This is a genomic window from Halegenticoccus tardaugens (genome assembly GCF_004116405.1).
In the GTDB taxonomy this organism is placed as follows: domain Archaea; phylum Halobacteriota; class Halobacteria; order Halobacteriales; family Haloferacaceae; genus Halegenticoccus; species Halegenticoccus tardaugens.
Window position 1 is genome coordinate 14,490 of the sequence record NZ_SDIC01000002.1, and the last position, 22,576, is coordinate 37,065.

The 22,576-nt window shown below is 57.6% G+C and carries 19 protein-coding genes; 13 read left to right on the top strand and 6 right to left on the bottom strand.

From position 1 onward, the window contains the following. The 3 genes from C3L37_RS04380 (at position 1) to C3L37_RS04390 (ending at position 4,654) form a co-directional block, all read left to right on the top strand. Positions 1–1,965: a hydantoinase B/oxoprolinase family protein gene (locus tag C3L37_RS04380; protein WP_129113424.1), complete on the top strand. Its 1,965-nt coding sequence runs from the start codon at positions 1–3 to the stop codon at positions 1,963–1,965. 271 nt (positions 1,966–2,236) lie between these two features. Then, entirely contained in the window at positions 2,237–3,709 is a 1,473-nt protein-coding gene (locus tag C3L37_RS04385; protein ID WP_129113425.1) for a glycosyltransferase, read from the top strand. 498 nt (positions 3,710–4,207) lie between these two features. Continuing rightward, positions 4,208–4,654: a VOC family protein gene (locus C3L37_RS04390; protein ID WP_129113426.1), complete on the top strand. Its 447-nt coding sequence runs from the start codon at positions 4,208–4,210 to the stop codon at positions 4,652–4,654. Between the two features lie 609 nt (positions 4,655–5,263). Here C3L37_RS04390 and C3L37_RS04395 read toward each other — a convergent pair. Then, a complete protein-coding gene (locus C3L37_RS04395; protein WP_129113427.1) occupies positions 5,264–6,607 on the bottom strand; it encodes an aspartate aminotransferase family protein in 1,344 nt (447 codons plus the stop codon). Positions 6,608–7,588: 981 nt separating this feature from the next. On the opposite strand from C3L37_RS04395, the gene C3L37_RS04400 reads away from it, so the two are divergent. The 6 genes from C3L37_RS04400 (at position 7,589) to C3L37_RS04420 (ending at position 12,697) form a co-directional block, all read left to right on the top strand. Continuing rightward, positions 7,589–7,861, top strand: coding sequence for a PadR family transcriptional regulator (locus C3L37_RS04400; RefSeq protein WP_129113428.1), 273 nt, complete (start codon positions 7,589–7,591; stop codon positions 7,859–7,861). Between the two features lie 583 nt (positions 7,862–8,444). After that, positions 8,445–8,618 (top strand): hypothetical protein, encoded by a 174-nt coding sequence (locus tag C3L37_RS24150; RefSeq protein WP_164974661.1) that lies wholly within the window; start codon positions 8,445–8,447, stop codon positions 8,616–8,618. Continuing rightward, positions 8,618–10,219 (top strand): sodium:solute symporter family protein, encoded by a 1,602-nt coding sequence (locus tag C3L37_RS04405; protein WP_129113429.1) that lies wholly within the window; start codon positions 8,618–8,620, stop codon positions 10,217–10,219. Before C3L37_RS24150 ends, C3L37_RS04405 begins: the two co-directional genes overlap by 1 nt. A 28-nt stretch (positions 10,220–10,247) precedes the next feature. Beyond that, on the top strand, positions 10,248–10,841 hold the full coding sequence (locus C3L37_RS04410; RefSeq protein WP_129113430.1) for a hypothetical protein: 594 nt from the start codon (positions 10,248–10,250) through the stop codon (positions 10,839–10,841). Positions 10,842–10,919: 78 nt separating this feature from the next. Beyond that, positions 10,920–12,359 carry an aldehyde dehydrogenase family protein gene (locus tag C3L37_RS04415; RefSeq protein ID WP_129113431.1) on the top strand — a complete coding sequence of 480 codons (1,440 nt, stop codon included), beginning with the start codon at positions 10,920–10,922 and terminating at the stop codon, positions 12,357–12,359. Then, positions 12,359–12,697 carry a DUF779 domain-containing protein gene (locus tag C3L37_RS04420; RefSeq protein WP_129113432.1) on the top strand — a complete coding sequence of 113 codons (339 nt, stop codon included), beginning with the start codon at positions 12,359–12,361 and terminating at the stop codon, positions 12,695–12,697. Before C3L37_RS04415 ends, C3L37_RS04420 begins: the two co-directional genes overlap by 1 nt. A 59-nt stretch (positions 12,698–12,756) precedes the next feature. On the opposite strand, the gene C3L37_RS04425 is transcribed toward C3L37_RS04420, so the two are convergent. Both C3L37_RS04425 and C3L37_RS04430 read right to left on the bottom strand, forming a co-directional pair. Continuing rightward, positions 12,757–13,863: a zinc-binding dehydrogenase gene (locus tag C3L37_RS04425; RefSeq protein WP_129113433.1), complete on the bottom strand. Its 1,107-nt coding sequence runs from the start codon at positions 13,861–13,863 to the stop codon at positions 12,757–12,759. Positions 13,864–13,936: 73 nt separating this feature from the next. Continuing rightward, on the bottom strand, positions 13,937–14,710 hold the full coding sequence (locus C3L37_RS04430) for an SDR family NAD(P)-dependent oxidoreductase (RefSeq protein ID WP_129113434.1): 774 nt from the start codon (positions 14,708–14,710) through the stop codon (positions 13,937–13,939). A 99-nt stretch (positions 14,711–14,809) separates the two neighbouring features. Between C3L37_RS04430 and hisD the strand changes: the two genes are divergently transcribed. Continuing rightward, positions 14,810–16,093 carry a histidinol dehydrogenase gene (gene hisD, locus C3L37_RS04435; protein ID WP_129113435.1) on the top strand — a complete coding sequence of 428 codons (1,284 nt, stop codon included), beginning with the start codon at positions 14,810–14,812 and terminating at the stop codon, positions 16,091–16,093. Between the two features lie 187 nt (positions 16,094–16,280). Here the strand turns inward: hisD and C3L37_RS04440 are convergent, their stop codons facing one another. Next, positions 16,281–16,814 carry a DUF6789 family protein gene (locus tag C3L37_RS04440; RefSeq protein WP_129113436.1) on the bottom strand — a complete coding sequence of 178 codons (534 nt, stop codon included), beginning with the start codon at positions 16,812–16,814 and terminating at the stop codon, positions 16,281–16,283. Between the two features lie 137 nt (positions 16,815–16,951). On the opposite strand from C3L37_RS04440, the gene coxB reads away from it, so the two are divergent. Genes coxB through C3L37_RS04455 form a run of 3 tightly spaced genes read left to right on the top strand, consistent with a single transcriptional unit; the run spans position 16,952 to position 20,526 of the window. Further along, the gene (gene coxB, locus C3L37_RS04445) at positions 16,952–17,701 is read left to right on the top strand and encodes a cytochrome c oxidase subunit II (RefSeq protein ID WP_129113979.1); all 750 of its coding nucleotides are present in this window, start codon (positions 16,952–16,954) and stop codon (positions 17,699–17,701) included. A gap of 3 nt (positions 17,702–17,704) precedes the next feature. Further along, complete coding sequence (locus C3L37_RS04450; RefSeq protein ID WP_129113437.1) at positions 17,705–20,257, top strand: cbb3-type cytochrome c oxidase subunit I; 2,553 nt, start codon at positions 17,705–17,707, stop codon at positions 20,255–20,257. Positions 20,258–20,265: 8 nt separating this feature from the next. Further along, complete coding sequence (locus tag C3L37_RS04455) at positions 20,266–20,526, top strand: cytochrome C oxidase subunit IV family protein (protein ID WP_129113438.1); 261 nt, start codon at positions 20,266–20,268, stop codon at positions 20,524–20,526. A gap of 50 nt (positions 20,527–20,576) precedes the next feature. Here the strand turns inward: C3L37_RS04455 and C3L37_RS04460 are convergent, their stop codons facing one another. Together C3L37_RS04460 and C3L37_RS04465 are read right to left on the bottom strand one after the other, a co-directional pair. Continuing rightward, entirely contained in the window at positions 20,577–21,314 is a 738-nt protein-coding gene (locus tag C3L37_RS04460; RefSeq protein WP_449267278.1) for a DUF7546 family protein, read from the bottom strand. Between the two features lie 10 nt (positions 21,315–21,324). Next, positions 21,325–21,759 (bottom strand): hypothetical protein, encoded by a 435-nt coding sequence (locus C3L37_RS04465; RefSeq protein WP_129113440.1) that lies wholly within the window; start codon positions 21,757–21,759, stop codon positions 21,325–21,327. Positions 21,760–22,576 lie beyond the last annotated feature (817 nt).

Genomic DNA, 22,576 nt, shown 5'->3' on the forward strand with positions numbered 1-22,576 from the left:
ATGTCCGCACACACAGATATTGACCTCGACCCGGTCACCTTCGAGGTACTCCGAAACTCCTTTGGCAACCTCGTCGACCGGATGGCAGAACAGATCGTCAGAACGTGCTACTCGTTCGTCATTTACAACCGAGACTTCTCGAACTGTCTCAACGACGCGAACGGAAACATCGTCATGCAGGGCAGCCATGACATCGCCGTTCACGTCGGAACGCTCCAACCGACGTGTAAAGAGACGCTCAGCTACTTCGAGGGAGACATCAACGAGGGGGACGTCTTTATCATCAACGATCCCTACCTCGGTGCAACCCACATAAACGACGTACGAATTATGCGCCCCGTCTTCTACGACGGCGAGTTCATCGCGGTCACGCAGTCGAACGGTCACTGGGCCGACGTCGGCGGGCCGGTCCCGGGTTCGTTCAACATCCAAGCGCAGGAACACTTCGCCGAGGGGCTCCGTATTCCGCCGCTGAAGATCTGGGACGAAGGGGAGTTCCGCGACGACGTCGCGAATCTACTCGTCACGAACATGCGCCTGTCAGAGGACCGTCTCGGCGATCTGAGGGCGCAAGCGCAGGCGACAACGATCGCCGAGGAGCGGCTCCTCGAACTCGTCAAAAAGTACGGCGTCGACACCGTACTGACGGCGTTCGACGAGTCGCAGAACTACGTAGAGCGTATCATGCGGGAGCGGATTAGCGAGCTGCCTGACGGCACGTGGCGGACGCAGGACTACATCGATTCCGACCCCGCTGCGGGCGAGCGGCTCGTTCCGATCGACGTGGAAATGACGATCGAGGGTGATGGGGTTCACTACGACCTCTCCGGCTCCCACGAGTACATTGGATCCTTCCTCAACTCCACGTACGGGACGGCCCTCTCGGGACTCATCGCGGGCACGAAAATGTTCTTCCCGGACGTACCGCTGAACGCGGGCATCTATCGCGTCATCTCCGCCGACCTCCCGGAGGGGACGGTCGTGAACGCACCCGAACCGGTCGCCGTGACGGGGTCCGTCGCTGGCGCATACGAGAAAATCATGAACGCCGTCTTCGAGCTCTGGTCGGAGGTGCTCCCGGAGCGTGCGATGGCGTGCGCGTTCAACCTCGAGTATCTGCTCGCGGGGGGCAAGGACACCCGTCCGGGCAACGAGGGCCAAGAGTTCATGTGGTACGACTGGATGGCCGGCGGCTGGGGCGGTCGAAAGGGGAAGGACGGTTCGAACGCCACCGCGCCCGTCTTCGGCGCGGGTCTTGCGGTCCAACCGCTCGAAGGACAGGAGCGAGATACACCCCTTCTCACCTCCGAGCACGCCATCGTGACCGACTCCGGCGGCCCCGGAACGTTCCGCGGTGGATGCGGCGTCCGAAAGGGCGCAACGATGCTCGACGCGGAGAACGCCGTCATGTCCTACTGTTCAGACCGCGCCCGCTCCGTCGCGTGGGGCATAAAGGGCGGGCTCCCCGGCATTCCTCACGGCGTAACGCTCGAGCGCGAGGGAGAACGCCCGATCGCTCTCGGCACCGTGTTTTCGAACGAATCCATCGGTAACGGCGACGACTTCGTGCGACCCTCCTCCGGCGGCGGTGGCTACGGCGATCCATTGGAACGCGACCCCGAGAAGGTGCTCGAAGACATCGTCGACGACTACGTCTCCGTCGAGCGGGCCAAGAAGGACTACGGTGTCGTCGTCACCGTCGGCGATGAGGATCTCCGCGAGTACGAGATTGACGACGAGGCGACTGAGGAGCAGCGCGAGTACATTCGGCAGAACCGTCACGATTGGCTGGAAACGGATCCCGACGAAGTCGCTCACCGCTTCCGCGAGGGTGAATGCGCCGAACTCGACCTCATCCGCCGGTACGGTGTCATCGTGGACCCCGAAACCGAAGCGGTCCTGGAGAACACGACCGATCAGTTCCGGGAGATGCTACAGAAGCGCGCCGCATCGTACTGGGACTGACATGGATCAAGCGGAAGCCCATGACTTTAGTCGTGGGTCTACGCGATAGGTACGGCCCATCTACCGCAAGATTTTGGCCGTCTGGGATCGTTTGTGTATCTGACTCGACAGGGAAAACTGGGATTGGATTGGGGTCCCCATCACCAACAAGCAACCCTGCCCAACCGAGTGGGGCAGATGGCACCGCCCGTAGGGTGTTAGCGGGGCAGTCCGCATCCGCGCGGACTGGCGTCACCATGCGCTCATCGCCCCGACGCACCGCCTACAAACCGTGACCGACCACCACGGTCGGGAAGGTGCCTCCGTCGGGGTGGTCGGCGTGACCGACCCCGAGCGCGAGGAATCCCACGACTTCAGTCGTGTCGAGGATGTCAATATAGCTGTGCCTCCTCCCCGGCATCGGACAGCTATGGTTAGCTATCAACCCAGAGGATTTATAGGACTCTCCGGAAATCACTCGACGATGGGGATCACTCGATGGATAGACCGTGTCGGGTTCGTCAGCACTTCCGGAGGGATTCTTGCCTCTGGATTCCTCCAGGGGCTCGGCGTCCTCTCCGTCAGAATTGAACTTGCGTCGATCGTTCTCGTAGTCATCCTCTTCCACGCAGTTCTTTCAAGCATCTCGATCACGGCATTCGTCGGTGTGTCTGGACTGCTCTTCGGCGTAAAACTGGGCCTTGACGGACGCTCGCCGACGGTCCAGACTGAAGGAGGGACTGTCGCAGCGATCGTACCGGTCTACCAGGACGTCCAGGCACTCTCCCGGAGCATCCAGGGACTGCTCGCCTCAACGTATGATGACCTGTCAGTGTATATCGTCTGCGAACCGGACGACCACGCAAGCCAGCGACGAGCCCGCGAGTTCGCCGACCACGACCGAGTCCACGTCCTCGTCAACGTGACCGACCCAGGGTCGAAAGCAAGCGCGATCAACCATGCTATCAATCAGACCGCCAGCGAGTACGTCGCAGTCTTCGACGCGGACGAATGCATCCACCCATCGTTCGTCGGGCACGCGGTGTCTCACCTCGACAGGTACGATATCGTCCAAGGCCGGACCGTCCCAGAGCCGACAGGCGCGGTCGAATCTGTCGCGTACTACGAGTCGATATTGCTGAGTTACGTGGGCCGCCGTCTGCTCTACCTACTCACGGCCTTCCGGATTGCGAGTAGTCGGGCAGTTGTCATGCGCCGGTCGGCCTTCGAACGGGTCGGTGGGTACGATCCGGAGATGCTTACCGAGGACTTCGAGTTCGCGTACCGGTGCTACCAGCATCGCTTATCGGTGCGCGAGACGCTCGCGTACCCGTCGCGGATTGAAGCCGCACACTCTCTCCGGGACTGGTGGGGTCAGCGCAAACGCTGGATGACGGGGTACGTGCAGGTGTTCCACCGTCTCGTAGCTGAGATCAATCCGTTCGACTCCCGGAGCGTGCTGAGCACGGCAGTCTGTGCGGGGACAATCGTTGGAAACGTGCTGATGCTGTCGCTGCTCTCGAAGTTTCTGGTGTTGCTGGTCGTGGAGGCTGAGGCCTGGTTTCTGCCGCCGATTGGCGCCGTGGGTGCCGTCGCGCTTACGGTCCATCTCTCCGACATTCGCCGGGTCGGGTTGTCCCGTCCTGGGGTGTACTGGCTGGTGATCCCGGCACTTTTCCCGTTGTACGGGCTGACGATGGTCAAGGCAGTCTTCGAATATTTGTTTACGTGGGATGGTTCGTGGTATTCTGTTGAGAAAGGGTAGCGTTAGTTGGCCTGGTCCGATCGGGTCAGGCAAGAGTGACCTCCTCCACACCCTAAAGGGCGTGGCATCCCACCATGGGATCTCGGCCAGTGACCTTCGAGGTGTTACGTGGAAACAGGCGCAAAGCCTCGCCCTTCAGGGCGGGGAGGATGTCAACTATGGGGATTGCTGTCGGACTCGCCCTCGGTGCAGGCATTGAAGCTGGGTGGCCTCACAAAGACCAGTCGTAAGTCGGTCGCTGTTCAGTGGGGCACCAATCGCACCGTGAATTGACTCATTCGGCTCTGTTGAAACCCTCAGCCGATGACAGACTCGGCACACGAGATACAGTTCAAGGGCATATCGACGCCCCGACCCGAGTGAGCGTAAGGAGAGCCTGGGACCGATCCCGCCCGACTTAGCAGACGGGGTCGGTTTAATGTCGCGACGAAACTCCCCGCCACGCTTCCCCCGCCAACGAAGCCTATTTGCGCATCCCTCACCTAGTTTCCTTGGGCTATGGCGATCAAGCGGATGGACAACGTCCTCATCGTGGTCGAGGACCTCGAAACTGCGAAGGCGTTCTTCACGGAGCTCGGCATGCAGTTGGAGGGCGAGACGCGCGTCGAGGGAGAATGGGCGGATCGCGTCGTGGGCCTCAAGAACGTCCAGAGCGACATCGCCATGATGCGGACCCCCGATGGCCACAGCCGCGTCGAGCTCTCGAAGTTCATCACGCCCACGGCCACCCGCGACGGATCCGAGGAACCGGCGGTGAACACCCTGGGGATCCGCCGCATCATGTTCACCGTCGACGACATCGACGAAGTCCTTGCCCGCCTCCGCTCCCACGGGGCCGAACTCGTGGGCGAAGTCGCCCAGTACGAAGACGTGTACCGCCTCTGCTTCGTGCGCGGCCCCGAAGGTATCATCGTCGGGTTGGCCGAGGAGCTCGACGGAGCCTAGCGGATCGCTCCCACGCTCTTGGCGGTCACCGTTTTGAGCCCGGGCATCCCCGGGAATCAGGACCAGCCGGAAACAGAGCGATTTGTCGCCGGTCCCAATCGGGAAAGCCGCCTTTCCCGCGACGAGCCGTTCCGAAACCCGGGTTAGCCGTTCCAGAGTGGGGGTCGTCCGGCGGATTTAGCTTTAATCGAGGGCGCTACGCCCCCTTCCTCAGCGAGCGGCGAAGCCGCGAGCAGGGAGGGGATACAGCGCCCGCATAGTTCACGTTCACTGTCTGCGGCAACTTTACTACCCGCGCGGTCGAAGCAGGTAGTACGATGCTCACCACGCTCCCGGCGGTGTTCAAGCGCGACAATAAGCGCGCACCGTCGGGTATGGCCGAGTGTCCATTTGGTAGGAGTGGGACACTCCGAACCACCCGTAACGGGAAGTCGCCTGCGGAGTCTGGAACCACTGTGCCCACGCCGGGTGCAAGTTTCGACACAGAAACAGGAAGCCCCGACCTCAACAAGCGAGGGCCGGGGAGGCCTGAGTGCGGTAGGTCGGAGTAGTTCACAGTGGTATACGGCGAGGTAGTGGTCTCACCGTCGTGTAACTCGCTGGATTTAATTACTGCCTCTCGGCGAGTCGAGGAGCAACATTCTTGAATGCTTCGAGGTGCTCACTGATGTGTTTTTCTTCGTGTTGAATGCTAATTGTCCACTGCTGTGAGGCATGATGTGGATGAGGTAAGACGCCCTGGTTGAGCATTGCAAACCAGTAGTTCTCATGGAACTCTGGATCAATATGTTCGAGGTAATCACGATAATTGTCGATCCGCTCGTCGGTGAAGTGAACAATACCCTGCGAATTAACGTTTTTGACATGGCCAGTGATCCCAGTATCGGCCATGATATCTTCGTAGCCTGCAGCGAGTTTCTCACCCAGATCATTTACGTGCTGATATGCACTCTCAGTAAGAACATCTCGGAGAACGGTCGTAACTGCCCGCAAAACCAGCGGATTCCCGTTGTACGTCCCGTAGTGGGCCGCCCCGTCTTCGATCGTCCTCATAATTTCTTCCCGCCCACCAAAAGCTCCAACAGGGAAATTTCCCCCAATACTCTTGGCCAGTGTAACGAGATCAGGTTTAACGCCATAGTATTCTGCAGCGCCGCCTGGAGCGACTTTGACTCCTGTCTTTACTTCGTCAAAGATGTAGGCGACGCCGTACTCATCACAGAGTTCACGGAGACCTTGCAAGAATTCCTGATACGGTTGAGTGACGCCGACGTTCATTACGATTGGTTCAACGATCAGTGCTCCAATCTCATTCATATGTTCTCGCATAATTGTCTCAACGCCGTCAAGATCGTTCCACGGCGCGATTTCGACCGTTTCTGCAATCTCCTCCGGAATACCCTCACTCTCGATTACTTTCGCCGGACGATCTGGGTGTCCGAGTTTCCCCTCTGGTGTGGACTTACTAATTAATACAGCGTCGTGGACCCCATGATACGATCCTTCGATTTTCAATAATTTATTTTTCCCGGTATAGGCCCGAGCGATTCGGATCGCATGCATCGTGCTTTCAGTGCCACTGTTCGTAAAACGGATGAGGTCCATCGCATCCCATCGCTTTTTAAGTTCAGTAGCTGCTTCTGCAAGAAGATCGTGAGGATGAGTAAATAGAGTTCCGTCGTCGAGCTGGTTTTTCACCGCCTCAGTGACCACAGGGTGGGTATGTCCAACCATCCCCGCCCCGTTGTTCATATCAAAATCTATATAAACATTCCCGTCGATATCATGAAGATACACCCCCTCTGCTCGGTCAATCACGAACGGATGAGGATCCCATGCGCGATACGTGCTCGCCACACCTGCTGGGACGTGTTTCTGGAGCTCTTCATACCGTTCCTTACTCGTCGTCGTTCGATCAACGTACTCTGATTCGAGATTGTCCCAAATCATCATGGATCAACTGCTCGTTTGGACCGTGATAAATATTTATTCTAAATTCAAAGACGAGGTGTTTTTATAGAATTTGATCCATACCTTGCCCGTGATTTTTGTCGGCCGTATCGGTCCGTATGGCAATTCCTCACTTACCGTCCTCCAAAAGAACAAGTCAAGGTCTCAGCTTTTCCTTATCATGTTCAGCTTTCACATTGTCTCTAATTATATTCACCCCAAGAATAACTGAGAACTAGTCTGATACTCAATGTGCTGAATGTCTGGTGACGGCTGTGCCAGTACTCGTTATACGGAAAGATGCTTTTCGGTACTATACGAATGCGAGGGTTGTGCCAATAGCCCAATTCATGACAGATGTCTCTTTTGATCCTGCTTTGGCTCTTTATGATAGTCTATATAGAGGTTTCTCTCGCACTCCGGAGAACCGAACAGTCGAGAGTACCTCGACCATCCCAAGACCCAGCGCGACGACGTGGGTACGATCACCGTCATGGTCGTCTAATCAACACCGCGATCGAGACGAGAAGTGCCATCATCCTCAATAATTGTCAGCACCCGATGTTCCATTCTGGTGATAGCCGTTGGTCTCTAAAACGGGACTTAAAAGTGGTATACTAAACTTTCGCACCCAACACGTATCCAAATCATTTGACTAACCCACTCCTACTACTTCGACTTGGCGTGGGTTAGGTGAGCCATCTAACTCCATCTCCTCGCCCTGTGGGATGTCTTTTCGTGACTTCTTAGCCCGCCAATATAGGCTAGTCAGGCCTTGTTGAAATCATTCGTCGTTGATATTCAAGAGCGGTTCTCTCTTGGCCGCTTACGATCAAAGTTACAGAAAACAGTTGCTATACGAAATCGCAAGGCGTGAAGAGGGTTTCAACAGAGCCGCTAGTCACTATTCAGCCCACTGGTCAATCCCTCACAATGCCGCTGAGTATCTCCGTGGCTGGTGTCCCTTCTCGGTAATGACCCTTAATGACCCTCTTTGAGCTCAGCAACTCCCAGCGAGACCTCCTCACCGTCATCGTCGACCATGACCAGCCTTCCGGCCAACAGCTCAAAACTGACCTCGAAGACGCCCACACCAAGAGATCGACCACGGACGAGTCTCCCAACCTCGACGTACTCGTCGACATGTGCTACGTCGAGAAGGGGCAGATCAATCGCCGCACCAATTACTACAAAATCACCGATGAGGGTCGCACTGCCCTCAGCGAGCGCCGCGAGTGGGAAGACCAGTGGCTCTAGAACACAGCTTTCGCCTAACACCAAAGCCACACTCCACTTCTGGTGAGACGTTCAAGTGATCATGACCCAGATGAGCCTCTACGGCTGATCGTCCGTGGGCAGTGGTGTGTCTTCGTCCTATTCAGTGTGCCACGAGCAGGTGCAAGCTCAGAATCGATGGTAAGAGGTATGGTGCGTAGCCCTCGATCTTCAGAATGACCAATTTATACAAATTAGCCACACTTAATTACTGTAAACGATCTCGGCGATTTTTTAGTCTCGGAAGAATTTGTGAGACTAATCCATTGAAGGTGATTCGGATGAATGTGCTTTCTTGGATGGAAACGGCGGTGAGCAAGATTCGCCACCAAGAGGAACTCTTCTATGAATGCCGAGTATGTGGAACTACCCTCAAGGCGACTCATGAGCAGTGTGCCCACTGTGGGTCAAAAGAGATTGTTGAATACGACATTTAGCCAAAAAGATGAAGGAAATGGGTGTATTCAAGGTATGTGACACTAGACCATAGTATCATTTTCTAACTATAATTGTATTTAAGAAACTTTTATTCAGGTTTAGAGGTGTCCTCTCACAGGGCTAGTCAATGACAATCATACAAGTCACCGTCGTACACGTACTGACCCTCACGACGATCCTGTACTTCGTCACAGTCGCGTTCTGGATCCTCAAAATGGAGGACTTCCTAAAAACACGCGAGAGAGGTTACGAAACCAGAACGCAGCCTGAAAGCGTTCAGGAGACGGAGGAAGGCATCTAATGGTTCCTCTACAGAATGAAGTCGGGGAAGCAGTCGTCACGTATGGTTGGTACTTCTTGGCCGCGTACGTTATGCTGATCTTGGGGCTGGGATACATGGGATACAAGAAGACAGACTCACAGGATGACTATGCGACGGCCCGCGGCGGCTACGGCTTCTTGGCGCTGGCTCTGGCGTACGCGGCGACAGTCGCCAGTGGCTCAACTTTCATGGGCATACCTGGCATGGCCTATGATATGGGGTTCAAGGCAGGGTATTATGCGATGATTTACCCCATTGGCATCTACTTCGGGATGCTCTTCGTCGCACGAATCACGAAGAAGGTCGGCGACAGGTTCGGATCGCAGTCCGTGCCCGACTTCCTCGGCGATCGGTTTCAGAGCCCGTTGCTCCGATTGCTGGCGGCACTGCTGTCGCTGTTCCTCCTGTTTTACATAATGTCGCAAGTCGTCGCTGCCGGTTGGATGTTCGACGCGATCCTCGGCGTTCCTTACGACGTAGGCATCTGGCTGGCCGGCCTTCTCCTGTTGCTCTACCTGACGCTCGGCGGGTCACACGCCGACATCCTCACCGACGCCGTACAGGGCGCAATCATGATCGGGGTTATGGCGCTCATCGTGGTTATGTTTGTCGTCGGGTGGGGATTTGACGGCGGCGCCGGAGCGGTCAACGCCGCCTTGGAATCCGACCAGCAGTGGTCCACCCACACGAACCCCGACAACCCTATCTTCGCGAGCTGGTGGGTCATCTTCCTCCTGTTCATTGCCCACATCGGTTTTACCGTGCAGCCTCATCTTGGGAACAAGTTCTTCGCGATCAAGGGCACCCAGTACATGAAGAAGTTCATGACAGTCGCTGCAATCGTTGGAATGGCGCTGCCGCTCATGTTCCTCGGCGGGGTCCTAGGCGCCGCACAGGGACTTCAACTGGAGAATCCAGACGCCGTCATCCCAATGCTGTTCATCGAGACTCTGCCACCGATCGTCGCTGCGTTCCTCGGCGTCGCCATCCTCAGCGCGATCATTTCCACCGCAGACGGGTTGATCATCGCGGTCTCGCAAATCTTTGCGAACGACCTCTACCGCAAAACATACGTCCCGTGGAAGGGGGACGATCCAGAGGGCCCGCGAGTTGACCAGCGTACCCTCTGGATCTCTCGTGCGTCGACCGTGATCGTGACACTCGTCGGTGTCGCGGCGGTCATGACTCCGCCGCAATACCTGTCTGTCTTACTGTGGGTTGGCATTGGGGGAATTATATCGGCTCTCAGCGGCCCTTACTTCATTGGAAATTTCTGGGAAGACACCTCGAAAACGGCGGCGATAGCTGCCGTCCTCATCGGCTTCGGCGTCTACTTTGTCATCCATTTGGGACCGCAGGCGGGCCTCTACGAAGGCTGGTACCCGTACAATGAGAACCCGTTCGCTTCAACCGGGATCGGGTTCGTTGTCTCCTGCGTCGTGACGTATCTTGTGAGCCGGTTCACTGATCCGCTTCCACAGAGCCACCTCGATAAAGTCTTCCGACCCGAACGAGCAACTCAGGCCGACGGTGGTGTCACAGAATCCCAGCCCACTTCGGAGTCGCCTGATAACCATTAAATAACTATTTCTTTTCTTTCGCCCTATAATGGAGATCCAGACGTTTGACCCACGCTTGTCCGCCGCGTCCGCCGTTGATCGGACGGATCGTCTTACGCTAGGGTCGTACCTCCGTGCGAAGGTAGCCACACTAATCGGAATAGAGCATACTCCAAATGCAGTGTCTCCAGTCTACTATCCCGACTATATCGCCTACACGACCGTTGAGTTGCACCACGTTACTCGAAGCACCCGGACCGTGAAGTTCCTTGTAGGGATCGATGCGGTAACTGGGCGCGTTGGTGAGGTTGACATCGAATTACCGCCGCGCGAGGAGCAAAGCGTCAAGAAGATCTCGGTCATTCCCCCTCGTCTTGATCAAGACGAGGCCGGAGCCAAATGGAGGGAGTGGATTCTTCCGTACCTCGATCGTACATATCGACCGATTAAGCGACCGGAGTACACACTCGACCGCGTTGAACTGATCTACGTCCCGTACTGGCTGATCGACTATGGGACGCTCGATGAGAGCTTCGTCATTAGTGGTCTCACCAGGCAGGTTGAGAAGGTAGAAGACCTACAGCCCGTGAAGGAATACTACGAGCGGACATTCACAGAAACTACCTATGAGCAAGAGCGCTAAGGCGGTCGCAACTATTCTACGTCTTCAAGATACCATCCGGGAATAAAGTTAAATCGGTTGTTTGGTAATATGACCACTATGATGGAGAAAGACACGCATAATCTACTGATAAACGGTGAATTCGTTCCCGCAGCGTCCGGAGAGACGTTCACGACCTTCGACCCAGCGACCGAGGAGCCGCTCGCCGAGGTGGCGAAAGGGGCACAGGACGACGTCAACCGAGCAGTCGAGAGTGGACGAGAAGCGTTTGATAAGTGGCGAGCGATGCCACCGGAAAAGCGCGGTCGACTGCTCACGCAACTCGCCGAGGCGATTCGAGATGACATCGATCGACTGTCAGAACTTGAGACACAGGATAACGGTAAGCCGCTGTCGCAGGCTCGAGCTGATGTAGAGGGATGCGCACGCTACTTCGAGTACTACGCTGGTATCGCGGACAAGATCCACGGCAACAGCATTCCACTGACGCACGATTACACAGATTACACGGTCCGTGAACCACTAGGCGTTACAGGACAGATCATCCCATGGAACTTCCCAATCAACCTCGTCGGCCGGACAGTCGCACCAGCGCTGGCGGCAGGCAACGTCGCGGTCGCCAAACCCGCTGAACAGACACCGCTCTCAGCGTTGGAAGTCGGAAAGATCGCCCTCGACGTTGGCTTTCCGCCGGGTGTCTTCAACGTTGTCCCCGGTTTCGGGGCGGATGCGGGAGCCGCTCTGGCGAGTCATCCCGACGTAAACGGAATTAGCTTCACTGGATCAGTCGTGACTGGGCAGCAGGTCGCCAAGCTTGCCACGGACAACGTCACCCCGGTTCACCTCGAACTCGGTGGAAAAAGCCCGAATGTCGTCTTTCCCGATGCTGATCTCGACGTTGCGCTCAATGAGACGATTACAGCCATCTTCGGCACCAACGCGGGGCAGGTCTGTTCGGCCGGCTCACGACTCCTCGTGCATGAGGAGATTCACGACGTTTTCATAGACAAACTCGTGGAACGAACTGCTGAGCTCTCACTCGGGGCGGGGATCGATGACCCCGCCGTTGGTCCGCTTGTCTCCATTGACCAGTACGAGAAGGTACAGAAGTACGTCGATATCGGTCGAAGCGAGGTCGGCGAGCCGATCGTCGGCGGCGATGTCCTCGACCGAAAGGGGTACTTCGTTGAGCCAACGATCTTCGACGACGTCGACAACGACATGCGCATCGCCCAAGAGGAGATCTTCGGTCCTGTCCTGAGTGTCGTCGAGTTCAAGGACGATGATGAGGCGATTGAGCTCGCGAACGACGTCGACTACGGCCTCGTCGCCGGCATTTTCACCACTGATGTCGGTCGAGCCCATCGCTTTGCACGTGACGTCAACGCCGGACAGATTTATGTCAACGAATGGTTTGCTGGCGGCGTGGAGACGCCCTTCGGTGGGTATAAGCAAAGTGGATTCGGCCGGGAAAAAGGACTCGAGGCAATTGAAAGCTACACGCAGGTAAAAAACGTCTGTTTCAAGATCGATCGATAATGACCGACGTTCGGCTTACTGCCACGAACGAAGTGCGGTCTGTACTCGGTGATTTGGCGTCAGAGTATGGTGAGATAGCAATCGTGCTCGACGGCGGTTGCTGCGACGGTATGGGGCCGCAAGTGGTTCGGCCCGAGGTACTTGGTGTACGTAATGTCCAAATCGGCACTATCAACGGAATCGACGTGCTGGTGCCGTCATACCGTGAGGGGGCTCGGCGTGGATACGAACTCACGTTCGACGTTGCGGACGCGCCAGGTGTCGGATCGTTCTCGCTCGAAGTTCCACGCGGAATTCGTCTGACCGTTGATGAACAGCGGCTCGACACCGAGGCCTGAAGGACGCTACCGCCAATATTCGTCTTTTAGGATCGGCACAGATCGGTGAGGGATCATCCTCAGTGTTCGTGTTCCGGGATCAGCGTCGCCCGGGTGACCGCACGCGTATCGGACTTGTGGAGTGCCTCCTCAACGTCGGTCAGCGCGAACTCTGCGTCGATCAGATCGGCGTACGGATATGTATCGCTGTTCTCAGCGAGGAACTCGAGTGCGCGGTTGAGGTACCATGGGTTGTATCGGACGACGGAAGTGATGTCGATCGACTTCCGGGTGAGCGCTCCGGGGTCGAACTCTGTGGTGTGTCCAGGACTGACGTTTCCCATCTCCAAGTACCGCCCCCCATCTCGGAGGAGGTGAATTCCCTCGGCGAAGGCGGCCGGCACACCGGCGACCTCGACAGCGACATCGGCTCCGATACCGTCAGTGAGTTCTTTGATACGTTCACTTCGGGCATCGACTGTGTCGTACTCACGGAAATCGACGACGTGATCAACGCCAAACTCGTAAGCACGTTCGATTCTCCCGTCAACACCTTCAACCGCGATTGTCTTGGCACCCTGCTCGTTCGCATACGCAATGGCGTTGAGGCCGAGTCCGCCTGCGCCTTGGATGACGACCGTGTCGTCATACTCGACGCCGGTCTCGTCTAAGCCGAACATAACCTGCGAGAGCGCACAATTCGCGCCCGCGGCGATACCTGGATCGAGCCCGGCTGGAACCTTATAAAAGTATTGGTCGGGATGGACGTAGTAATGCGTCGAGAATGTGCCGTGGAAGTGCGGGGCTTCCTCTGGGGGCTTTGACCAGTAGCGATAGGCGTTCTGACAGAGATGGAACTGACCTTCCTGACAAGAATGACATTGTTGGCAGGTGATGTAGTAGACAGGCGCGATTAGGTCGCCCTCCTCGATCGGCTGCCCGGCGTAATCGGTTTCAATGTCCTCACCGAGTTCAGAGATACGACAGAGCACCTCGTGGCCAAGCACTCCCTCCTTCACCTGTGGATGGTGCCCTCGCCAGATGTGCAGTTCGGACCCGCAAACGTTCGCGCGAACGACCTCTGTGATCAGGGCGCTGGGTTCGGGCTCCGGAACCTCGTACTCTTGGGTCTCTAGCTTCTCTGGTTCGTCGAGATAGACGAGCGTGCCGATTGGACGAGATGCCATAATGTTCATTATCTATTAACCATTATAAATGTACTGTCAATAGGTATCACAGGTCACTGTTGAAGGCAGATGATCAGTACCAAACCGTGCCGGCGTCCACATTGATATCCTGCCCGGTAATGTGTCGTCCGCGCTCGCTTACCAGATAAGTGGTCAACTCAGCAACGTCGCTTGCCTCGACGAGCGACCCGAGTGCGGCGTCCTCAGTGAACACACGTGCCTTTGCCTCCTCGTATGTACACCCCCGACGCTCAGCCTGCCGTTCGATGACCCGTTCGATCCGAGGACCGTGGGTCGCTCCAGGACAGATTGCATTTACCCGCACTTCGTCCTCGCCGAGTTCGAACGCGAGGGTGCGTGTGAGACCAATCACTGCCATCTTGGATGCAGTGTACGGTGTTCGGTGTTCGAGCGGCCGCTTCCCGCTGATCGATGAAATGTTCACTACCGCGGCACAGTCGCTCTCTCGAAGATGTGGTGAAGCGTATTTGACCGTAAGGAACATTCCGGTGACGTTCACCGCGAACGTTTGATCCCACTCCTTGCGGTCGATCTCCTCGACGGAGGCCGTCGGTCCAGCGATGCCGGCGTTGTTTACGAGCCCGTCAAGCCCTCCGAAGGTCTCGACCGACTCCTCGATCGCCGTTTCGACCGATGCTTCGCTTGTGACGTCGGTTCTGATAGCGAGAGTGCGGTCCGGTTCATCGATCGCCTCAACCGTCTCCTCAAGCTCGTCACTTCGGCTCGCTATCACAACGTTAGCCCCTGCCTCTGCGAGCGTGATCGAGATCTCTCGGCCGATGCCGCGACTCGCGCCAGTGACGAAGATCGTACTATCTGATAACATGATATGGTGTGGGTTGAGTACGTACAAATGTATTTTGCGTCGCACGACCGTTCAACGAGCAGGATTTATCATTCAGTCTCCCGATAGACCGTGTACATAATGAACACGAGAGACGGTATCACCTACCTCAAGAGCGCAGAGAGCAAATCGATCGAGATCGACCAAGACGTGACCGACACCGTCCAAGATATCCTCTCGGAGGTCCGACAACGAGGTGATGAGGCACTTCAGGAGTTCACACAACAGTTCGACGGCGTCAAGCGAGAGGATCTCCAGGTAAGTGACCGGGAAATTGCGGCCGCCGCCGAGGCGCTCTCCGACGAGAAGAAGGAGGCGATCGAGAACACGATTGCCAATGTGCGCAAGTTCCATGAGGAGCAGCGAAACCACATCGAAGGGTTCGAGCGGGAGTTCACCGAGGGGATCAAACTCGGCCAGCGCATCGTTCCCGTCGAGTCTGCCGGGACGTACGTTCCAGGTGGCCGTCACCCGCTGGTCGCGGCGCCAGCGATGTCAATCGTACCGGCGAAGGTTGCTGGCGTCGAGACGGTACTCACGTGTGCGCCCCCGCAGGAGGATGGAAGTGTTCAGCCGGCGCAGCTGTATGCGATGGATCGATCCGGCGCCGACGAGATATACGCTGTCGGCGGCGCGCAGGCTATCGGTGCAATGGCGTACGGGACTGAGACGGTCCCAGCGGTCGCAAAGGTCACGGGCCCGGGGAACGTGTTCACGACCGAGGCCAAGCGGCAAGTATTCGGCCACGTGGGGATCGACTTCCTCGCCGGGCCAACGGAGATTCTGATAGTCGCCGACGAGCACGCCGATCCGGACCTTGTTGCAACCGACCTGTTGGCACAAGCGGAGCACGATCCGAACTCCCGACCGATCCTCGTCTCGACTGACGAAGAACTTGCGAACGCCGTCATCGATTCGCTCTACGAACAGCTGCCCGATTTGCGAACAGAGGAAACCGCCCGCGAGTGCTGGGAGGACAACGGCGAGGTGATCGTCGCTGACACCATCGACAGTGCCGTCGGCGTCGCAAATGACTACGCCATTGAGCACCTGCATCTAATGATCGACAAGCCACGATCGGTTGTGGACGACCTCTACAACTACGGGTCGCTCTTTCTCGGCGAGTACTCGCCGGTCGTTTTCGGCGACAAGGCCGTCGGAACGAATCACAGCCTTCCAACCCTCGAAGTTGCCCGGTACAGCGGTGGAATCTGGGTCGGGACGTACCTCAAGACGCTTACTCACCAACAGGCGACGGCTGAAGGCGCAGCGCAGATTGCGCCACTGGCGGCAAAAATCTGTGAATTAGAAGGCACGCACGCACACCAGCTTTCTGCAGAGGCTCGAATTCTCGATGACACCTAATCCCAGTTTTGACGACTTGGCTCCGTTCAAACCCTTCATAGCGGACATTCGTGAGACTGGCTCTGGTGCCTGTCTATGGCTGGTACGGAAGCACCAGTCCACAATACGAAATCACGAAACGGTAAGAGGGTTGGTCACCAATAACGCGGCGGTTGCCGAAAAGTACGACGAAAGGAGTGTCGCGAGCTCAGACGAGCGTTTCCGGCCGCTCCGACAGGTAATCGAAGACGGAACCGAGCGAGAATCCGTAGGCGACGTGACCGAGTAACGTTAGGAACAGATAGAGGACGAACGCGATACCGCTCTGGCCGGTGTAGAAGGCCATGACGAAGCCCGTCCAAAGAACCATCCCATATGGAATACCCTTAGTGGCGTACTTCGTGCCGGGGAGGTACGAACCGATCGAAGCGAAAAGAAGCGGCCACGTGATCATGCCGTTCAACAGAAAGAGGACGTACCCTCCGGCCACGGGATCCAGCGGCAGCAGAGCGTTTAAACCGATAAGTTCCGAGAGCGTGGCGAACGAACCAACCTCGAACGCACCGAGCGTCGTCCCGATCAACAGCACGACGGTCATGACGGTCGTCCCGACGAGTCCCCCGACCGCTCCGACGAACCCGTCGGTGATGATCCCCGTCAAGTGGTCGAAGTCCGGTTCGGCTACGTCTTCGGACGTGCTTTCGGCGATGTCGACTTCTGTATGAGTGTCATTACCTACCATGGTTAACGATGGGTCTACTGACGATAAAAACGTTCCCTCAACGGGTAGGTGGCCTGCCCCGAAACGGATAAGTGGAAGTAAACATAACTAAAGATGATGGGGTATATTTCGTATCGCTATCCGAGGTAAGTGTTCAGATCCCGTCTGCACCGCTGCACGCGGAGGGGATCGTTCCAGAAGGAGCGAGAGCCGACGTGTTTCGAGAAATATTCTGGGTGTTTCTACTGCTAGGTACTCTCGTCGGCGTTGTCGTCATCACTTACATGTTCTATAACGCATACGCGTACGCCGCTTCTCGAACGCGGAGGCGCGAAACCGACGCCGATAGACCGCAACTCGGCGAGCTTCCGACCGGCGGGGGCAGTGGACGGAAGCTCTTCATCTCTTTCGCGCTGAGCACAATCATCGTCATCTCGCTCATCGCCTGGACGTACGGTGCACTCCTCTCCGTCGAGGCGAGTCCGATGGATCAGAGCGAAGACACCCTCGACATTCGCGTCGAGGCGTACCAGTTCGGCTGGGAGTTCACTTATCCGAACGGCCACACGACCGACGGGACGCTCCGTGTGCCCGAGGGGAAGGCGGTCGAACTCACCCTGACCTCGCGCGACGTCTTCCACAACTTAGGGATTCCGGAACTCAGGGTAAAGGCCGACGCAATCCCGGGGCAAACGACCACTACGCGGTTTACGGCATCGGAGCAGGGAACCTACCGGGCGAGTTGCTACGAACTCTGCGGCTCCGGCCACTCGTACATGACGGCGGAGGTCGTCGTGATGGAGCCCGACGACTACGAGCAATGGTACGAGAACACTACGGCAAATGCCGAGGAAACGACCGAGACCCGACAGACGAGTGCGCAACGACCGACGGAGGTGTCTGAGTAACCCATGGCTGACGAGATACGACATCGACGGAACGAGACCAACGATCGCGTGACGGATGGCGGACACGCGTCGGGCGAGAGATCGAACTCGGCGCAAAGCGGCGCCCACGCGGACGAGACACTCCCGCCTCTCGGCTCGATCGCGCGGTGGTTTGTCACGACCAATCACAAGGACATCGGAATCCTGTACACAGTGACCGCGCTGTTTTTCCTCGTATTCGGCGGCGTCCTCGCACTTCTAATGCGAGTACAGCTCTGGGTGCCCGGCGGCGAACTTCTCTCACCGGTTTCGTACAATCAGACCGTCACAGCGCACGGGCTTCTCATGATTTTCTGGTTCCTCTCGCCGTTCGCCTTCGGCTTCGCGAACTACGTCGTTCCACTCCAGATCGGCGCAAAAGACCTCGCGTTTCCGCGCCTCAACGCGCTGAGCTACTGGCTCTATCTGTTTTCGGGAGCCCTCTTCGGCGTCTCGTTCTTCCAGGGAGAATCGCTCTCCGGGGGGTGGACGATGTACGCCCCCCTCAACGTTCCGACGTACATGCCAAGCGTAGGGGCGACGACCGTCGTCCTCGCGTTGATCCTGTTCGTCGCATCGGTGACCGTCTCGTCCGTGAACTTCCTGACGACCATCCACCGGATGCGGGCCGAGGGGCTCACGTACTGGCGGTTGCCACTCTTTACCTGGACCATCCTGCTCACCGTCTGGATGATGTTGTTCGCCTTCGCGGCGCTCCTTGCGGCGCTTTTGATCCTAGCGTCGGATCGACTCCTCGGGACGACGTACCTCGCCGCGGAGGGGGGCGGGTCGCTCCTCTGGGCGCACCTCTTCTGGTTTTTCGGCCACCCAGAAGTGTACATCGTCTTCTTCCCGGCGCTCGGTGTGATGGCCGAGGCGTTCCAGACGTTCACCGGACGGCGACTCGTCGGCAGGAAGTGGTTCATCCTGGCGATGGTTCTCGTCGCCATTCAGAGCTTCGCTGTCTGGATGCACCACATGTTCCTTACGACCATCAACCTGCAGGTCAAGACGCTGTTCATGGCGACCACGATCGGCATCTCGCTCCCCTTCGATCTCATGGTCTTCGCACTCATCTACACGATGGTCAAAGGGCGGATCCGGTTTACGACCCCGTTCCTGTTCTCATTCGGCGCGCTCGTGCTGTTCATCATCGGTGGTATTACCGGCGTCTTCCTCGGCGCGGTCGTGCTCGACTACGAGTTTAGAGGGACCTACTGGGTCGTCGCGCACTTCCACTACGTGATGGTCGCCGGTGTCACGGCCCTGATCGGCGGCCTTTACTACTGGTATCCGAAAATGACCGGCCGCATGTACAACGAGCGGCTCGGAACGCTCCACTTTGGGCTGTTCTTCGTTGGGTTCAACCTCCTGTACTTCCCGATGTTTCTCGCCTGGGAGACCCCGCGCCGCGTCATTGAGTACGACCCAGCGTTCGTCACCTGGCACCAGCTTGCCACGGTCGGCGCGTTCGTGCTCGCCGCGTCTTTTCTCGTCATGTTCTGGAATCTCTCGAGGAGCCTATTCGTCGGTGAGGATGCCGCGAACGCACCATGGGAGTTCGCGACCACCGCGGAGTGGGCCGTCCCCTCACCCCCACCGCTCGAAAATTTCCCCGGAACCCCCAGCTACGGGAGCGGATCGCTTCAATTCGTCACGCCGAATCGGGTGCTGACGCCGGGTGGCGCGCGCGGGGTCGCAGACGGCGGCACGGCCGACGCCGCAGGACCGCACGGTCACGACCTCGGTGCTCACGACCAAGGCCACGAGAGTCACGCGAGCGCCTGGCCCTTTGTCGTCGGCCTCGCGTCATTCGTCGCCCTCCTTGGCCTTTCTGGCGCGCGTGACGGTGGGTTTCCACCGGGTGTGGAGGGAGGGATTTACGCCGGGATCGCGGTTGTCGGCGTTGCGCTCCTCGTGTTCGCGTTGGTCGGGATGACGAGACAGCGCTTTTACGGCCCCCGGGGTCCGTTCGGCGAGAGCTGGCCGTTCGAACGTGTCGAGAACGTGAAGATCGGCGTCTGGTTCTTCCTGGCGTCGGACGTCGTCCTCTTCGGGGCGTTCATCGGCGCGTACGTCTTCACGCGGGTCGCGCACGGCTGGGTCGACTGGGAGATTGTTCCGCACGATCCGCTTCCGGGGCTCGTCAACACCTACCTCCTGCTTACGAGCAGTTTCAGCGTGGTTCTCGCGCTCGTTGCGGCCGAAAAGGGAAGCAGGTATGGGCTGCTCGCCGGTCTAATCGCCACGATGGCGTTGGGCGTGGGCTTTCTCGTCAATAAAGCAATCGAGTGGAACGAACTTTTCCACGAGGGGCTGACGGTTTCAAGCAGCGTCGAGACCTCGACGTTCTACCTCACGACAGGGTTGCATGGGGCGCACGTGCTCGTCGGGCTCCTGATCGCGCTGTACATGATCGTCAAGGCGGCCCGCGGCGCGTACCTCGACGACGGTCGACCGGTGGAGTACTTCGGGCTCTACTGGCATTTCGTCGACATCGTCTGGCTGTTCCTCTTCCCGCTGTTCTACATAATATAAGTGATACTATGCCCTCGATGAAACTGTACACAGTAATATACCTCGCCCTCTTCGCGATGGCGACGGTACAGGTGCTGATCGAGTTCACCGGGCTCGCTTACTGGGTTGGCGTGGCCGCTATATTGACCCTTTCGCTTCTCAAAGCAGCGTTGGTCGCGGGATACTACCAGCATCTCTGGTTCGAACCCCCCGCCGTTTCCGTCGTCGTCCTCGTCGGCCTCGTTGCTGCGCTCGCGCTGACGTTCGCCGCCGCATACTCGATCATGTGAACCCAGTCGATCGGCAGTCGTACCGCCTCGCCGGATCCAACCGATGGAGCTCACGTTCGGCCTTCGGGTCGCCAGTATAGAAGGCCGACGGCGAGGACGAATGCGACGGTCGAGAGGTCAACGGTGAGTCCACCAAGGCCCATTGCCAGGGAGGCACCGCCGGCCCCCATCGCGAGAGACGCAGCGAGCGGAACGCTGCAACTGAGACACGAGACGAAGCCAAACGCGCCACCGAGCGCGGCTCGCGTCGCGTCCAGGACGGCCGCGTAGACGAGATACGCGAGCGAAAGGTACCCGACGAGCAGATACGGAACGAGGTAGACGTATCCGAGACCGGGATGGATGTAGGCAACCCTAGGTCCCCATCCCGGGGACGCCATTGTGATGTACAATCCGGCGACATGTCCGTGGCCGTGGCCGTGGTGCGCGAACCCGAGCAGTCCTCCGAGGAAGGCGAGCGTGATAAAGTACGTTGTCGCAAAGCAGAACGCAATCCAGACGGGGGGTCGCGGCGATCGCGAGATGGTCGTCTTTGTCACCGCCCAGAGACCGACGTCGATCCAGACGAACGGGTACAGGACGTACCTGAGGCTCGTCACCTCCGCAGACGTCAACCCGAAGTAGCCGACGAGCGCGAGTGCTTCCCCGGCGAGAATCGCGGCCATCCAGCGGCGTTCTCGGGACGCAGCCGCGGCGTCACTCTGACTCGGAGCCGATATGTTCGGCGCGTCCTCGCTTCGCGCATCTTCCGGGAGGCGTGGGGACGACGGTTCGGATCCGGCGTTCACGGCGCCTCCACTAGCTCCCCAGCGTGAGTTTCACCACGACTGCTAGCACGAATAGGAGACCGAGAATCCACGCGCTCGCTGCGGCCGCCTGGGCGCTCTTCCACCCTCTATACCTTGCGGAAGCGTATATCCCGTAGGCGAGATACGCACCCAGAGCCGAAAGACCAGCACCGGCCAACACGAACACCATCGCTCCTCTGATTTGGGCCGGCGCCTCGGGATTGACGAACACGACCACCGATCCGGCCAACACGAAAACGAGGAGTAGAAAGCTGGAAATCCACAGCGTTTGGCTTCGCACCGTTCGGGTAATCGACTCGGACGCGCCCCAACGCTCGGTGCTTCGATCGCGACGCCAGTTCGCACCTCGTGAGAGACCGATCGCGACGGCGATCAGAATCGCTCCCATTAAAACGGTACTCACGAAGTACACCATCTGTGCCATCTGAATGCCCCTCCTTGTAGATAGTTGTCCAGTATTCATAATAAACATTCGTTTTATTAGCATATCGATAGGATCACATGCCGCCCAGTGTCTCCTCCTATTGCGTCGCTGGTCGATCTTTCGACGATGACGTCCGCCGTCCGCTCGTTCTCCCCAGATTCTTCACAATCCGCCTCTAAGCTCTCGCTGAGCAGGTCTGCGAGCATTCGAGTCTAATTCAGTCAACAATTTGTCACTTCTCAAACGGTCTCGACTAGATAGTGTCCGTCAATACGGTTTCTGAGGTATCTGACGTACTTGCTGGTTGATTCAGGCAACCCTAGTAATAGAAAAATTCAAAAATAATATATTTCGATATCAGATCAAGAGTAGGAGGTATTCATGCGGTTAGAGTCCCGTCCTTGCCCGACGACGACGTAAATCACGTCTCTCTCGCAGGTGCTGCCCCTGGCTTTCCCGACAACCGGTGCGAGGAGGATATGAATCTGGTCTTTGCAGCTGGTACCTCTATCGAACACAATCTGGTATACTAGTAGGTGACAGTACCACTCTCCTTTGGCTGGTTTCTGCTCGACTAACAAAATTAATTGAATAAATCCCTCCACCGCTCTCGGATTTCGCAGGATGGGTCCCTCCATTTTCAGGACAGCGCGTCTCATCGATGAGAATTTGTGTGGCAAACACCTAGTGAATCCTACGCTGAGAATGAGCACGAATGCGGATTTATCCCTGACCGAAAAGCAAGCGTACGACCTGATTGTTGCCGAAGGCGGTCTCCTCCAAAGCCAGTTGTGGAAAGAGCTCGACGTGTCGAGCC